The organism is Priestia sp. ABM2_011 (assembly GCF_056158845.1).
Genome location: NZ_JBSWUB010000001.1, coordinates 225,001 through 240,000, shown reverse-complemented (window position 1 = coordinate 240,000; position 15,000 = coordinate 225,001). Strand labels below are relative to the sequence as shown.

The 15,000-nt window shown below is 38.0% G+C and carries 14 protein-coding genes, 1 tRNA gene, 2 rRNA genes, 1 other RNA gene and 1 other annotated feature (2 of these 19 cut by a window edge); of the genes, 13 read left to right on the top strand and 5 right to left on the bottom strand.

Translation table 11 applies throughout. The features are described from left to right. Both ACXAE4_RS01410 and rrf read left to right on the top strand, forming a co-directional pair. Positions 1-221 (top strand): 23S ribosomal RNA (locus ACXAE4_RS01410); it begins 2,715 nt to the left of the window's first position. Between the two features lie 63 nt (positions 222-284). After that, a 5S ribosomal RNA gene (gene rrf / locus ACXAE4_RS01405) occupies positions 285-400 on the top strand. A 26-nt stretch (positions 401-426) separates the two neighbouring features. Here rrf and ACXAE4_RS01400 read toward each other — a convergent pair. Beyond that, entirely contained in the window at positions 427-1,392 is a 966-nt protein-coding gene (locus ACXAE4_RS01400; protein ID WP_475235306.1) for a YaaC family protein, read from the bottom strand. 116 nt (positions 1,393-1,508) lie between these two features. Between ACXAE4_RS01400 and guaB the strand changes: the two genes are divergently transcribed. The 6 genes from guaB to ACXAE4_RS01370 all read left to right on the top strand — a co-directional run bounded on the left by guaB (position 1,509) and on the right by ACXAE4_RS01370 (position 7,969). Further along, positions 1,509-2,975 (top strand): IMP dehydrogenase, encoded by a 1,467-nt coding sequence (guaB, locus tag ACXAE4_RS01395; RefSeq protein WP_475235304.1) that lies wholly within the window; start codon positions 1,509-1,511, stop codon positions 2,973-2,975. Between the two features lie 150 nt (positions 2,976-3,125). After that, entirely contained in the window at positions 3,126-4,481 is a 1,356-nt protein-coding gene (locus tag ACXAE4_RS01390; RefSeq protein WP_028412711.1) for a serine hydrolase, read from the top strand. A 190-nt stretch (positions 4,482-4,671) separates the two neighbouring features. Next, on the top strand, positions 4,672-5,559 hold the full coding sequence (gene pdxS / locus ACXAE4_RS01385) for a pyridoxal 5'-phosphate synthase lyase subunit PdxS (protein ID WP_013054829.1): 888 nt from the start codon (positions 4,672-4,674) through the stop codon (positions 5,557-5,559). A 21-nt stretch (positions 5,560-5,580) separates the two neighbouring features. Then, on the top strand, positions 5,581-6,168 hold the full coding sequence (gene pdxT / locus ACXAE4_RS01380) for a pyridoxal 5'-phosphate synthase glutaminase subunit PdxT (RefSeq protein ID WP_028412710.1): 588 nt from the start codon (positions 5,581-5,583) through the stop codon (positions 6,166-6,168). Between the two features lie 57 nt (positions 6,169-6,225). Then, positions 6,226-6,438, top strand: a binding site (T-box leader). A gap of 52 nt (positions 6,439-6,490) precedes the next feature. Next, positions 6,491-7,768 (top strand): serine--tRNA ligase, encoded by a 1,278-nt coding sequence (gene serS, locus ACXAE4_RS01375; RefSeq protein WP_028412709.1) that lies wholly within the window; start codon positions 6,491-6,493, stop codon positions 7,766-7,768. Between the two features lie 108 nt (positions 7,769-7,876). Further along, positions 7,877-7,969, top strand: a tRNA-Ser gene (locus tag ACXAE4_RS01370). A gap of 120 nt (positions 7,970-8,089) precedes the next feature. On the opposite strand, the gene ACXAE4_RS01365 is transcribed toward ACXAE4_RS01370, so the two are convergent. From ACXAE4_RS01365 to ACXAE4_RS01350, 4 genes are all read right to left on the bottom strand, one after another. Continuing rightward, positions 8,090-8,770, bottom strand: a complete 681-nt coding sequence (locus ACXAE4_RS01365) for a deoxynucleoside kinase (RefSeq protein WP_028412708.1) — start codon at positions 8,768-8,770, stop codon at positions 8,090-8,092. Further along, positions 8,770-9,405 (bottom strand): deoxynucleoside kinase, encoded by a 636-nt coding sequence (locus ACXAE4_RS01360; protein ID WP_028412707.1) that lies wholly within the window; start codon positions 9,403-9,405, stop codon positions 8,770-8,772. The genes ACXAE4_RS01365 and ACXAE4_RS01360 overlap by 1 nt, the downstream gene beginning before the upstream one ends. A gap of 143 nt (positions 9,406-9,548) precedes the next feature. Continuing rightward, positions 9,549-10,850 carry a glycoside hydrolase family 18 protein gene (locus ACXAE4_RS01355; RefSeq protein WP_013081323.1) on the bottom strand — a complete coding sequence of 434 codons (1,302 nt, stop codon included), beginning with the start codon at positions 10,848-10,850 and terminating at the stop codon, positions 9,549-9,551. Between the two features lie 56 nt (positions 10,851-10,906). Continuing rightward, the gene (locus ACXAE4_RS01350; RefSeq protein ID WP_033580900.1) at positions 10,907-11,449 is read right to left on the bottom strand and encodes a cysteine hydrolase family protein; all 543 of its coding nucleotides are present in this window, start codon (positions 11,447-11,449) and stop codon (positions 10,907-10,909) included. A gap of 79 nt (positions 11,450-11,528) precedes the next feature. Here ACXAE4_RS01350 and tadA point away from each other — a divergent pair, with 79 nt between their 5' ends. The 5 genes from tadA to recR form a co-directional block, all read left to right on the top strand. Beyond that, positions 11,529-11,999 carry a tRNA adenosine(34) deaminase TadA gene (gene tadA, locus ACXAE4_RS01345; RefSeq protein WP_289578626.1) on the top strand — a complete coding sequence of 157 codons (471 nt, stop codon included), beginning with the start codon at positions 11,529-11,531 and terminating at the stop codon, positions 11,997-11,999. A gap of 102 nt (positions 12,000-12,101) precedes the next feature. Next, an RNA gene (gene ffs / locus ACXAE4_RS01340) (signal recognition particle sRNA large type) lies at positions 12,102-12,366 on the top strand. Between the two features lie 130 nt (positions 12,367-12,496). After that, a complete protein-coding gene (dnaX, locus tag ACXAE4_RS01335) occupies positions 12,497-14,185 on the top strand; it encodes a DNA polymerase III subunit gamma/tau (RefSeq protein ID WP_475235297.1) in 1,689 nt (562 codons plus the stop codon). Between the two features lie 19 nt (positions 14,186-14,204). Next, positions 14,205-14,525, top strand: coding sequence for a YbaB/EbfC family nucleoid-associated protein (locus tag ACXAE4_RS01330; RefSeq protein ID WP_013081327.1), 321 nt, complete (start codon positions 14,205-14,207; stop codon positions 14,523-14,525). Positions 14,526-14,540: 15 nt separating this feature from the next. Further along, on the top strand, positions 14,541-15,000 hold the 5' portion of the coding sequence (gene recR, locus ACXAE4_RS01325) for a recombination mediator RecR (protein WP_014461944.1). The gene runs 137 nt beyond the window's last position; 460 of the gene's 597 nt are visible here — the first part of the coding sequence; the start codon lies at positions 14,541-14,543; the stop codon falls past the right edge of the window.

Here is a 15,000-nt window from a genome sequence, read left to right as displayed (position 1 = left end):
ACCGCTGGTGTACCAGTTGTCTTGCCAAAGGCATCGCTGGGTAGCTATGTGTGGACGGGATAAGTGCTGAAAGCATCTAAGCATGAAGCCCCCCTCAAGATGAGATTTCCCATAGCGCAAGCTAGTAAGATCCCTGAAAGATGATCAGGTTGATAGGTCAGAGGTGGAAGCGTGGCGACATGTGTAGCTGACTGATACTAATCGATCGAGGACTTAACCAAATTTTTAAAAGCGTAAGCTTTACTCAGCAAACTGTTACCTAGTTTTGAGAGAACAATCTCTTGTCTGGTGGCGATAGCGAAGAGGTCACACCCGTTCCCATACCGAACACGGAAGTTAAGCTCTTTAGCGCCAATGATAGTTGGGACTTTGTCCCTGTGAGAGTAGGACGTTGCCAGGCACTTGAAAAAAGACTAGCTATTTTAGCTAGTCTTTTTTTGTGTGTTCATTTAAGTAACAAGAAATTAAGTAAGGAATCTTTTGAGCTGTAACCTCAAGGAACCTCAAGATAAATGGATAATCTTTCGAAGAGTATGTATGCAATAATTCATACCACCACTCTGTTTCATAACGTGAAATCATACTTAAATTATAAAGTAATAAGTAATGTGCCAACATCTCAGGGAAATATAAGCAGCTATCTTTTTCCAACGGTGCATGCAACGTGTTAGCTTGGAAATTGTACATAAAAGGTGAACAATTATATAAACAGCTTGAAGGGTCAAGAATACATACCTGATCTTCTGACAAAGACAATGATAGATGGGAACGCTCTTTTAAAAAAGAATAGAGTCTTTCGTGATTCATATGATAACACCGTGTAACTTGTTCAGGAATAGGCAAAGAGGTAGCTGGAAGCAATCCAATAGTTGTTAAATGGGAAGATGGCCTCGTGCCCAAATTTAAAAATAATGTATCTAATTCAGGTACACAAGACAACAGATAATTCATTGTATATTTACTACCTTCTAGTTGTTTCACATGAAACAATTCTTCTCCTACTTGTGAAAATAAACCGCTTTTTTGAATCTTAACTTCATCATCTAAAAAATCATAACTTTGTTTTTTTCTTTTTCGTGTTGATACTCCATGTGCTAACACCGCCGTATTTTCGGGATATACGGGGTTTTGTGTTAACAAACAAGCTTTTAACAGCTGTGACATTCCATAAAATAATAAAACGGGTTGAACTGATACAGGAGATTGTGCCGCAACTTGATAATAATTTTTACTGTGTTCCAAATAATAAATAAATGGGTAACTGTTTTTAAAACTATGTTGCTCTGCATCGCTATAATTCAATTTTTGATAGCGCTTTTTTAAAAAGTCTTGTACAAAAGGAACGGAGAAAAATAAATTGTAGGACGTCCAAACATCATTAAATTTATGCAACTAAATCACCTTTTCTTTTTATTAGAATTATCTGATATCTAGTGAAGTTATTGACAGGTACATATCTGCTTGTTAATCTACTAATAATATTCTGTCGTTTAAAGGAGGATTCTATAATGTGGGAAAGCAAATTTTCTAAAGAAGGCTTAACATTTGATGACGTTTTACTGGTGCCAGCAAAATCTGAGGTACTACCTAAAGACGTTGATATGAGTGTTGAACTAACAAAAACATTAAAATTAAAGGTGCCGTTCATCAGTGCAGGAATGGATACAGTTACAGAAGCTGAAATGGCTATTGCGATGGCTAGACAAGGTGGTTTGGGTATCATTCACAAAAACATGTCGATTGAACAGCAAGCAGAACAAGTTGATAAAGTAAAACGTTCTGAAAGTGGTGTTATCACGGATTCTTTCTTTTTAACTCCTGAAAACCAAGTATTTGCTGCTGAACACTTAATGGGCAAATATCGTATCTCAGGTGTGCCGATTGTCAACAACGAAGAAGAACAAAAACTAGTTGGAATCCTTACAAACCGTGACTTGCGTTTCATCCAAGATTATTCAATGCAAATTGCTGATGTAATGACAAAAGAAGAATTAGTTACTGCTCCAGTAGGAACGACTTTAGAAGAAGCAGAGAAAATTCTACAGCAATACAAAATTGAAAAGTTACCTCTTGTAGATGACAATGGCGTATTAAAAGGCCTTATCACAATTAAAGACATTGAAAAAGTAATTGAGTTTCCAAATGCAGCTAAAGATCAACAAGGTCGATTATTAGTTGGAGCAGCTGTTGGCGTAACAGCTGATTCAAATGTTCGTATCGAAAAATTAGTACAAGCTGGCGTTGATGTTATCGTTATTGATACAGCGCATGGACATTCACAAGGCGTTTTAGATACAGTACGCAGCATTCGCGAGGCATATCCAGAATTAAATATTATTGCTGGTAACGTAGCAACGGCTGAAGGTACAAAAGCATTAATTGAAGCTGGAGCAAACGTAGTAAAAGTAGGAATTGGACCTGGTTCAATTTGTACAACTCGTGTTGTCGCTGGTGTAGGCGTTCCACAAATTACGGCAGTATATGACTGTGCAACTGAAGCTCGTAAGCACGGGGTAGCTATTATTGCAGATGGCGGTATTAAGTACTCTGGAGATATCGTAAAAGCACTTGCAGCTGGTGGACATACAGTAATGCTAGGAAGCCTTCTAGCAGGAACGACAGAAAGCCCTGGCGAAACAGAAATCTACCAAGGAAGACGCTTTAAAGTGTATCGTGGAATGGGCTCTGTGGGAGCTATGGAAAAAGGAAGTAAAGATCGATACTTCCAAGAAGATAATAAAAAATTAGTTCCAGAAGGTATCGAAGGCCGTTTGCCTTACAAAGGACCTGTAGCAGATACTTTATATCAAATGATTGGTGGTTTACGCGCAGGAATGGGTTACTGTGGTTCAGCTAACTTAGAAGCGTTACGTGAACAGGCACAATTCATCCGTATGACTGGAGCAGGCTTAAGAGAAAGTCACCCACATGATGTACAAATTACAAAAGAATCTCCTAACTATTCTATGAGATAATCATGAATGTGTAAAAAACACGTTTCCTTAATAGGGAAACGTGTTTTTTATGTCATTAATCATGAATGTAACAGTACTTCTTTATCTATTTTTTTAAATTTTAGTATGATAAAATTACATTTATGTGAGTTTACGTTTGGAGGGTATAGAGTGAGAAACGCAGTACAGAAACAATTAATTTGTGTCATTGCTGTTATGTTAATGGCCAGCGTATTTTTTGTCTCTACACAAGCATCAGCTGCTTCTAAAACAGATGATATTGGCGTTGAAGCAGACGCAGCCATTTTAGTAGAGGCAAGTACGGGGAAAGTGCTATACGGGAAAAATACGGATGCTTTATTAGGTATTGCAAGCATGACAAAAATGATGACGGAATACCTAGTATTAGAATCCATAAAAGATAAGAAATTATCTTGGGATCAACGTGTGCCAGTTAGTAAATATGCAGCTAAAATTTCTCAGGATTATGGATTATCAAATGTACCATTAATCGAAAACCAAAAATATACGGTAAAAGAATTATATGATGCCATGGCTATTTATTCAGCTAATGGAGCAGCCATTGCTTTAGCTGAAGCTGTCAGTGGTTCTGAAGAAGGTTTCATTAAGTTAATGAATGAAACAGCAAAAAAATTAAATATGGGTGAATCAAAATTTGTCAATTCTACAGGTCTTTCTAATTCCTTGTTAAAAGGGATGTATCCAAAAGGAACAAAGGAAGAAGATGAGAACCTCCTATCTGCTCGGGCAGTTGCTACTCTTGCTTATCACTTGATTCATGATTATCCAGAATCTTTGGAAGTAGCCAAAACTCCTTCCAAGATGTTTAGACAAGGGCAACAAGGCGAAACAAAAATGAACAATTGGAATAAGATGCTCCCTGGTTTTTCAGCTGCATACAGCGGCGTAGACGGCTTAAAAACTGGTCATACAGATTTTGCAGGTCAATGTTTCACTGGAACTGCAGAGCGTAACGGGGTAAGATACATAACAGTTGTAATGAATGCCAAGGAAAACGGCAAGTCTACAGAAGCTGCTCGTTTTTCTCAAACGAAAAAGATATTGGATTATGCTTTTAGTCATTTTCAGTTAAAAGAAGTAGTGCCTGCTAACGGCGAGATTAAAGGGCATGAAACAATTGATGTTGCTAAAGGGAAATCAAAAGAAGCTTCCGTTTCTCCAAAGAATTCGGTGAAAATTATTACCGAAAAAGGTCAAAAAGATCATACTAAAATCAACTTTAAGTTAAACGATAAAGTTATGAACGATCAAAAAGTTGTTGCTCCTATTAAAAAAGGAGAAACAGTTGCTTATGTAAGTGCAACAAACAGCAATCTTAAAGATCTAGGCTATGTAGGAGGTCAAACTACAGATAGCATGACGCCGGTCGTGACAAACGAATCTGTTGAAAAAGCTGGATGGTTCTCTCTCGCTATCCGCAGTATTGGTAACTTCTTCAGCGATATTTGGATGAATGCTGCAAATACAGTGAATAACTGGTTTTAATGATAACTCAAGAGAAAGAAGAGATACTACAAGGGAGTATCTCTTTTTTTTATTTTTAGATTTGTTTGTATATAATCTATAAATTAGATAGGAATTTTCCGAAAAATACGGTAAAATAGACACTAAGTTTTGAATTTTGTATATACACTAAAAATTATTGTGAAACACTTGATACAGGAGGAAGACAAACATGAATAACATTACAGGTACTGATCGTGTAAAACGAGGAATGGCGGAAATGCAAAAAGGTGGCGTTATCATGGACGTGATCAACGCAGAGCAAGCAAAAATTGCAGAAGCAGCAGGCGCTGTTGCCGTTATGGCATTAGAGCGTGTTCCAGCTGATATCCGTGCAGCAGGCGGCGTGTCTCGTATGGCAGACCCAACAATTGTTGAAGAAGTGATGAATGCTGTGTCCATTCCAGTTATGGCAAAAGCTCGTATTGGCCATATTGTTGAAGCACGCGTGCTAGAAGCGATGGGTGTAGACTACATCGATGAAAGTGAAGTGTTGACTCCAGCTGATGAGGAGTTTCATTTAAATAAAAATACATTTACGGTTCCATTTGTGTGCGGTTGTCGTGATCTTGGTGAAGCATCCCGCCGTATTGCTGAAGGAGCTGCAATGCTTCGTACAAAAGGCGAACCAGGGACAGGAAACATCGTGGAAGCAGTGCGTCATATGCGCCAAGTAAACGCTCAAGTACGTAAAGTTGTGGGCATGGACGAAGATGAGTTAATGACAGAGGCAAAACTATTAGGCGCGCCTTATGAGCTATTACTGCAAATTAAACGTGAAGGTCGCCTACCGGTTGTAAACTTTGCAGCGGGCGGTGTAGCAACACCAGCAGACGCAGCGTTAATGATGCAGCTTGGAGCAGACGGTGTGTTCGTTGGTTCAGGAATCTTTAAATCCGACAACCCTGAAAAATTTGCTCGAGCAATCGTTGAGGCAACAACGCATTATCAAGATTATGAACTCATTGCAAACTTGTCAAAAGGATTAGGAAGTGCAATGAAAGGGATTGAAATTTCATCATTATTACCAGAAAACCGCATGCAAGAGCGTGGATGGTAATTTAAAGGGAGTTTTGACAAAATGGTAAAAGTAGGCGTGTTAGGATTACAAGGTGCCTTTCGCGAGCATGCACAAGCATTAGAAGCAGCAGGCGCTGAAGCCATTATCATTAAAAAAGTTGAACAGCTAGACGAAATAGATGGTTTAATCCTACCGGGCGGCGAAAGCACAGCGATGCGTCGTCTGATTGACAAGTATGACTTTATGGAACCTCTTCGCCAGTTTGCACAAGCAGGTAAACCGGTGTTTGGTACGTGTGCGGGTTTAATTTTACTTGCAGGACAAGTTGTTGACCGTGAAGAGCCCCATTTAGGTGTTATGGATATTACGGTAGCTCGAAATTCATTTGGGCGCCAACGAGATAGCTTTGAAGCTGCTCTAAATATTAAAGATATTGGTGAAGATTTTATAGGCGTATTTATCCGTGCTCCGCATATTGTAGAAGTAGGAGAAAACGTTGAAGTCTTGGCAATGCATAATGACCGAATTGTTGCAGCAAGACAAGGTCAATTCTTGGGATGTTCGTTTCATCCAGAATTAACAGATGATGCTCGCATGGCTCAGTATTTTGTAGCAATGGTTGAAGAAGCTTCGAAAAAACCTGTATAAATGAATTGCATCTTGTAAAGACTTGTAGTACATTATGATTAATAAAAATGATATTGGTATAAAGCGTTGATAGGAAATAGTAATAAGATTTTTGATTTCAAGAGAGTCGATGGCTGGTGTGAATCGATAATCAATTCTTATGAATCCGTCCTGGAGCAAGCTGTCGAAAAAGTAGTAGGCAGTTTCGGTTCATCCGTTATCTGGTTTAAGAGGAAGGCTTATTTTAGCTTTCAATTAGGGTGGCAACGCGGGTAAACTCTCGTCCCTTTCACAGGGATGAGAGTTTTTATTTTGCCCTTTTATACTAAAGGAGGTACTCAGTATGTTAGATTTAAAATTTTTACGTGCTAATTTTAATGAAGTAAAAGAAAAGCTCAAGTTTCGTGGTGAGGACTTAACGGACTTAGGTCGCTTTGAAGAGTTAGATGCAAAACGCCGTGAGCTAATTGCTCAAACAGAAGAGTTAAAAAGCAAGCGAAATGAAGTATCACAGCAAATTGCACAATTGAAACGTGAAAAACAAGATGCTGATCATTTAATCGTCGAAATGCGTGAAGTAGGAGACCGCGTAAAGCAATTGGATGAAGAGCTTCGCAGCGTTGAAGAAGAGTTAGAGCTATTGCTGCTTTCAATTCCTAACGTTCCACATGAAAGTACGCCTGTAGGTGAAACTGAAGATGATAACGTAGAAGTTCGCAAATGGGGAGAAATTAAACAATTTGATTTTGAACCAAAACCGCATTGGGATTTAGGAACAGATTTAAATATTTTAGATTTTGAAAGAGCTTCGAAAGTAACGGGAAGCCGCTTTGTATTTTATAAAGGGTTAGGTGCAAGATTAGAACGTGCTCTTATTAACTTTATGATGGATTTACATATGGATGAGCATGGTTATGAAGAAATCCTTCCTCCATATATGGTGAATCGTACAAGTATGACAGGAACAGGGCAGCTTCCTAAATTTGAAGAAGATGCATTTAAAATTAAAGAAGAAGATTATTTCTTAATTCCTACAGCTGAAGTACCAGTTACAAATTTACATCGTGATGAAATTTTAAGCGGAGATCAGCTTCCAATTGCTTATACAGCGTATAGTGCTTGCTTCCGCTCAGAAGCAGGCTCTGCAGGAAGAGATACACGTGGGCTTATTCGTCAGCATCAGTTTAATAAAGTAGAACTTGTTCGCTTTGTTAAGCCAGAAGATTCTTATGATGAATTAGAAAAATTAACGGGCCATGCTGAAAAGGTTCTTCAACTATTAGGTTTACCTTACCGAGTTCTAAGCATGTGTACAGCTGACTTAGGTTTCACAGCAGCCAAAAAGTATGATATTGAAGTTTGGATTCCAAGTTATGAAACGTATCGTGAAATTTCTTCTTGTTCAAACTTTGAAAGCTTCCAAGCTCGCCGTGCTAATATTCGCTTCCGCCGTGATACAAAAGCAAAACCAGAACATGTTCATACACTAAATGGTTCTGGCTTAGCAATTGGCCGTACGGTAGCTGCAATTTTAGAAAACTACCAGCAGGAAGATGGATCAATTCAAATTCCAGAAGTGTTGCGTCCATATATGGGAAATAAAGAAGTTATTTCTAAATAAAAGTAGAAGATGTTCATTAAATTAATTTTTAATGAACATCTTTTAAAAAAAATTAATAAAAGAGTTGACTTCATTATTTTTATATGATAAATTAATACTTGTCGATACGGAGGAATACCCAAGTCCGGCTGAAGGGATCGGTCTTGAAAACCGACAGGGGTGTTAAAGCCCGCGGGGGTTCGAATCCCTCTTCCTCCGCCATATTTGACTTATAATGCAATTAACATAGCGCGATAAATTGGAGATTGGAAAACCGTTACTTATAAGTAACGGTTTTTTATTTGTTGAAAATGCCGCTTTATTTATTAAAGCGGCATTTTTTTATAGCTGACGACGTTTTAACTTTTCATTATGTTGTAAAAAGCGAGCCACTTTTTCAACAATTGATTCAATTGAATCAGGATCCTTGAGAAGGTCGTATTCTCTAATATCTAAACGGAGAATAGGACAAGCCGTAAAGTTATTAATCCATTCTTCATATCGGGCGTGCATCTCTTTCCAATAATCAAGAGGCGTTTGTTGTTCCATTGGTCGCCCTCTTTCTTGAATGCGATCTACAATATCTTCGAAGCTGCCTTCCAAATAAATGAGCAGATCTGGATGAGGGAAGTATGGAGTCATAACCATTGCATCGAACAAGCTTGTATATGTCTCATAGTCTACTTTAGACATTGTTCCCTTTTCAAAATGCATCTTAGCAAAGATACCGGTATCTTCGTAAATGGATCTGTCTTGGATAAAGCCGCCGCCATACTCGAAAATCTTCTTTTGTTCTTTAAAGCGTTCCGCTAAAAAATATACCTGTAGGTGAAAGCTCCAGCGTTCAAAATCCCCATAAAATTTGTCCAGGTAAGGGTTGGAATCTACTTTTTCAAACGATGTGCGAAATTGGAGAGCATCGGCCAATGATTGAGTCATCGTAGATTTCCCAACTCCAACTGTACCAGCTATCGTCAACACAGCATCATTAGGAATGTTGTATTTCGATCGTAAGTTTACCATTATATACTCCTTTTCAACATACTCTCTTGAACCTCTGATAAGATTCTATTTAAGTGTTGTTTATTTTGTACAAAATCTATTTCATCACCGTTATAACGTAAAATGGTTACGTCAGGGTTCTTTTGTTCAAATGCCGTCATAGCTTTTTCATAATCATCACTTAGTCTCGCAAGGTAGTGAGGATCGATGTTTCGTTCAATTTCTCTTCCACGCATTTTAATACGCTTTAGCAAGGTATCTAAACTGGCATTTAAATAAATAATAATGTTCGGAGCCGGCATATCAGCCGTTAAGATGTGGAAGATTTGTACATATTTTTTATACTGTTCATCTTTTAACGTTTGCTCAGCGAAAATCATGTTTTTCATAATATGATAATCTGCTACAACAGGTTTTTTATAAGATAAGAACCCTTTTTGAATATCCTCTAACTGCTTATATCGATTACATAGAAAAAACATTTCGGTTTGAAAACTCCACTCGTCGATATTCTCATAAAATTTCCCGAGAAATGGATTTTCATCTACGATTTCTTTTAAAATTTCGAACTGAAATGCTTGTGCAATCTCTTTAGCTAGAGAGGTTTTTCCGACACCGATGGGTCCTTCTACTGAAATAAAAGGTGTGCCTTGCATTCATTTGCCTCCTTCATGACCACTCGTTCAAAAAAAACAGACAAAAAATATTTTAACATAGAGAAGGAGAATAAGGGGAAAAGAAATTTCTTTCAGTAAGAAGAATAACAAAAAGCCTACTGTTAACAGTAAGCTTTCCCTATTTATGGCTGTGTCACTCTTTTTGTAATTTTGAAGTTGTCTTCAATCAAGAGCCAGTTTTGCGGGAAATCTAAGCCTAGTTTCCAGTAGGCCATTCCTCTAAGTTTTAATTCTTTGATTAAATCAAACTTGGCCTGAATAGATCTAGCGTCTTCAAACCATACTTCGTGAGTGCGCTGCTGTTCATCTTTATACCGGAAGAAAGGAGCTTGTGCTTTATTGTCGTATTGAATAGCTACTTTATAACGAGCTGCCAACTCAATAGCTCGTTGAGGACTAATGGCTTTGGCATATTCTCCTCCTGGTTTGTAAGGCAGTGTCCAATCGTAACCGTATAGGTTTTGGCCCATGATAATTTTTGAACTAGGTATTTCAGATACTGCATATTCTAAAACATCACGTACGGGACCAATAGGAGAGACGGCCATAGGAGGCCCACCGCTATATCCCCATTCATATGTCATTGGAACAACGAAGTTAGCAATCTCTCCAATGGCTTTATAATCATGTGCTTCATACCATTTGCCTTTTTGATCTCGACTTGTCTTCGGAGCTAAAGCCACAGACATGAGAAGTTGCTCATCTTGAAGACGCTTTTTTGCTTTCTGTAAGAATGCAATATAGGCTTCTTTATCTGCCGGACGCAAAAATTCGAAGTCAAAGTGAATGTCTCTGAAATTTTGTTCTTTCGCTGTTTTTACAATATTATTTAAGAGCGTATCTTGAACGTCTTTATTAGTTAAAATTGCTCGGCCGACTTCATCACTGAATGCACCGTTTTCAATATTAGCCAATACCATTAAGAAGATGACGTCATTTTCTTTAGCAATAGAACCTAAATTGTTAAGTGGAGGTGCCTTTAGAGAACCGTCTTTTTGCACTTCGAAGTTCGCTGGTCCGAGATAAGTAAGGTATTTTGCATTTTGATTAATCATTTTCTCTGTTTGAGGGGTGATTTTTCGATTACTTGTTTCAACATACCCTAAAAACTCACCGTTTCTTTTGTTTGGGGAAGGGGGAATTAAGATGCGGCGGCCAGGTGTTAAGGGTGCTGTAACTGAAACATTGTTCGCATTGGCAATAGCCTGATAGCTAACGCCTAATTTTCGTCCTATTTTCCATATAGTGTCCCCAGCTTTTACTGTGTAGTAAGTACCGTTGATGGGAATAACCATAGATTGCCCGATGACGAGTTGATTTGGATTAGGTAATTCATTTGCTCTTATAATCTTTCCTGCGTCAATCCGGAACTGTTTTGCAATACTATATATACTGTCACCTGCTTTAACAGTGTAAATTTGCATAATAAAAAGCCTCCATTTCATATGACTTACTTCCATCATATGAGAAGGCTTTTTACTTAATTCATCAACTCAGTATGTTTGCAAATACGAGCATTTAATACGTTATGCATCATTCTTAAAGCAAAGGTATTGTCTTCATCTGCGTTTGAAGCAATACAATCTTCAGGCACAATTAAATTATACTCACGCATATAAGCATCGTTGGCTGAAAAAAGCACGCATATATTTCCCGCAATTCCTGTTAAAATAAGTGTATGCACATCGAGCTGTGATAGCAAAATATTTAAAGCTGTTCCATAGAAAATAGAATGCTTTGGTTTAATTAAAAAGTAATCAGCGTTTTGTGGTGAAATGTGATGTAGAATGGGTGAACTTACCTCATTTGTGCAGTGTGTTAAAATGGTTTCTAAGTTTGCTTGCCATAGCTTATAGTGGTCATTGACGTAAATAATAGGGATATGTTGAGACGAGGCATATTGTTTTAATTCGGCAATATTTTGAGCGATTATTAAAGATTTTTCAGCAAGTACTTTGCCGTTTTTGAATTGAAAATCGTTTAGCATATCAATAATAATTAAAGCAGTTTTAGCATTCTTCACACAAGGTCTCTCCTTTTCCTGATGTACATAGTAAATAGTTTGACTCAGAAAAAATATAATATGTAAGGTTGGATAAAAAGTGTTAAATGATGAAAAGTATATGAGGTTGGCAATTGATGAAGCATTAAAAGCTAAAGATAAATTAGAGGTTCCTATTGGAGCAGTTATTGTTCAAAATGATGAGGTGATTGCTGCAGCTTATAACTTACGAGAAACAGAACAGCGATCAGTTGCTCATGCGGAACTTTTAGCCATTGATGAAGCATGTAAGAAACTAGGAACATGGAGGTTGGAAGACACTACGTTATATGTCACCTTAGAACCATGTCCGATGTGTGCAGGTGCTATTGTATTATCAAGAGTGAAAAGAGTTGTGTTTGGCGCTTATGATCCTAAAGGTGGCTGCGCTGGAACATTGTTAAATTTATTAGAGTTTGAAAAGTTTAATCATCAAGCAGAAGTAGTAGGAGGTATGCTAGAAGAAGAATGCGGGAGCCTCTTAACGACTTTTTTTCGTGAGTTACGTCAACGAAAAAAGGCTGGAAAATAGCGCTAAAAAAGTAAGTTTTCTATAGCGGTTGCATTTTTGAATGAAAAGACGTATACTTGTAAATGCATCAACTTGATGCCCAAACTATTGGTTTCAACTTTGCCGTGCTAAGCGGGGAGGTAGCGGTGCCCTGTACTCGCAATCCGCTCTAGCGAGGCCGAATTCCTTCTTGAGGTTAGCTCATCTTAGGGCCTGCCTTAAGTAAGTGGTGTTGACGTTTGGGTCCTATGCAATGGGAATCTGTGAACCCTGTCAGGTCCGGAAGGAAGCAGCAGTAAGCAGAACCTCTCATGTGCCATGGGGTCGCCTGAACCGAGCTAACTGCTTAAGTAACGCCTGGGGTGGCTAATCGACGGAAGGTGCACGGCAGTTATATACATAAGTTTAGTCTACTCTGTGAGAGTAGGCTTTTTATTTTATCTCTTACTATTTTGAAAAAAAACCTCATAATACGCTATAATGAGAACTAATGAATTATATTAAAAGGAGAGGATGTAGTGGCATATCAGGCTCTGTACCGTGTATACCGTCCTCAAAGCTTTAACGACGTAGTCGGTCAACAACATATTATCAAAACACTTCAAAATGCCCTTGTCCAAGAAAAATTTTCGCATGCGTATTTATTTTCTGGGCCTCGAGGGACAGGGAAGACAACAGCTGCTAAAATTTTAGCGAAAGCCGTTAACTGTGAAAAAGCACCCATTGCTGAACCTTGTAATGAATGTGCAACTTGTCGGGGAATTACGGATGGTTCCATTTCTGATGTAATTGAAATTGATGCAGCCTCTAATAATGGAGTCGATGAAATTCGAGATATCCGTGATAAAGTAAAATATGCACCTAGTGCTGTTCGATACAAAGTGTACATTATTGATGAAGTTCATATGCTTTCAATTGGAGCTTTTAACGCTTTGTTAAAAACGTTAGAAGAACCTCCTGCACATGTCATCTTTATTTTAGCTACAACAGAGCCCCATAAAATTCCATTAACGATTATCTCCAGATGTCAGCGCTTTGATTTCAAACGCATTTCGCCAGAAGATATCGTATATCGAATGAAGGAAGTATTAGGTTCTGAAGAGCTAGAAGTAAGCGAGGATGCTCTTTACGAAATTGCGAAAGCTTCAGAAGGCGGCATGCGTGATGCACTTAGTCTTTTAGACCAAGCCATCTCGTATAGTACGGAGAAGGTGAGCTTAGAGGATGTTCTATCCATAACAGGAGCAGTATCACAGTCTTTTATTGTGAATATTGTCCAAGCTATCTTTAACGAAAACATTGTAGAAGCGCTAGATTCTGTTGAAAGTTTGATCAAAAACGGAAAAGATCCAGCGAGGTTTGTAGAGGACCTCATCTTCTATTATCGTGATGTTCTGCTTTATCAAGCTTCAGAAGAAAATGCATATTTACTTGAAAAAGCAGCGGTTAACGAAGAGTTTAAAGAACTTAGTTCAAAAATGGATAGTGCCTTTATTTATAAAGTCATTGCTGAATTGAACCAAACTCAGCAAGAGATGAAATGGAGCAATCATCCTCGAGTGCTACTTGAAGTAGCTTTAGTAAAATTAGCTCAAAGTTCTACAAATCAAGAGGGTGCTCTTCCATATCAAGACATTTTGCAAAAAATGAATCAAATGGAAGCAGAACTGCAGCAGCTAAAAGAAAAAGGCATTCAAGTTGATCATACAGCTCAGGCAGCGCAAACAGAGAAAAAACAGACAAGACAGTCAAGAAGTCAGTACAAAACGCCTGTTGGAAAGGTAAATGAAGTTTTAAAAAATGCCACTCGGCAGAATTTAGAAACCATTAAGCGATCTTGGGCGCAGGTATTAGACACATTGAAACAACAAAATAAAGCTTCACATGCAGCGTTGTTATCTAACAGTGAACCGGTTGCGTCTTCAGATCAATCATTTATACTTAAATTCAAATATGAAATTCATTGCAAAATGGCTTCTGAAAATAACAACAATGTACGTGATAATTTAGAGAATATCTTATATACTTTAATTGGCAGCAAGCGTGAAATGGTTGCAATTCCAGAAAGTGAATGGGATAAAGTAAGAGAAGAGTTTCTTCAAGGACAGCAAAGTGATGGGTCATCAGGTCAACCACAGGAGGAAGACCCCGTGGTTGCAGAAGCGAAAAAGCTATTTGGAGAAGACTTAATCGAAATTCAAGAGTAAATTTAGGAGGAATGTTCATATGATGAAAGGCATGGGCAATATGCAAAAAATGATGAAACAAATGCAAAAAATGCAAAAAGATATGCAAAAAGCGCAGGAAGAGTTAGCTGAAAAAACTGTTGAAGGTACAGCTGGCGGTGGAATGGTAACAGTTGTGGTTAACGGTCAGAAACAAGTAATTGATGTAAATATTAAAGAGGATGTAGTAGATCCTGAAGATATTGAAATGCTACAAGATTTAGTACTAGCAGCAACAAATGACGCATTAAAACAAATGGACGATTTAACAAATAACACAATGGGTCAATTTACAAAAGGTTTAAATATTCCAGGACTTTAATAAGGTGGTTGCCACGTGCATTATCCAGAACCAATATCAAAGCTTATAGATAGTTTTATGAAGTTACCCGGCATTGGTCCAAAAACAGCTGTTCGCTTAGCGTTCTTTGTTTTATCTATGAAAGAAGATACGGTATTAGATTTTGCAAAAGCATTAGTTAATGCGAAGCGAAATTTAACCTATTGTTCAGTTTGTGGGCATATCACAGATCAAGATCCTTGCTACATTTGTCAAGATCAGCGTAGAGAGCGCAGTGTGGTGTGTGTCGTGCAAGACCCTAAAGATGTCATTGCAATGGAGAAAATGAAAGAATATAACGGCTTGTATCATGTCCTGCATGGCGCAATTTCACCTATGGAAGGAATAGGGCCTGAAGATATCAAAGTACCAGAGTTATTAAAAAGACTTCAAGATGATGAGATTCAAGAAGTGATTTTAGCTACTAACCCGAATATAGAGGGCGAAGCTACGGCTA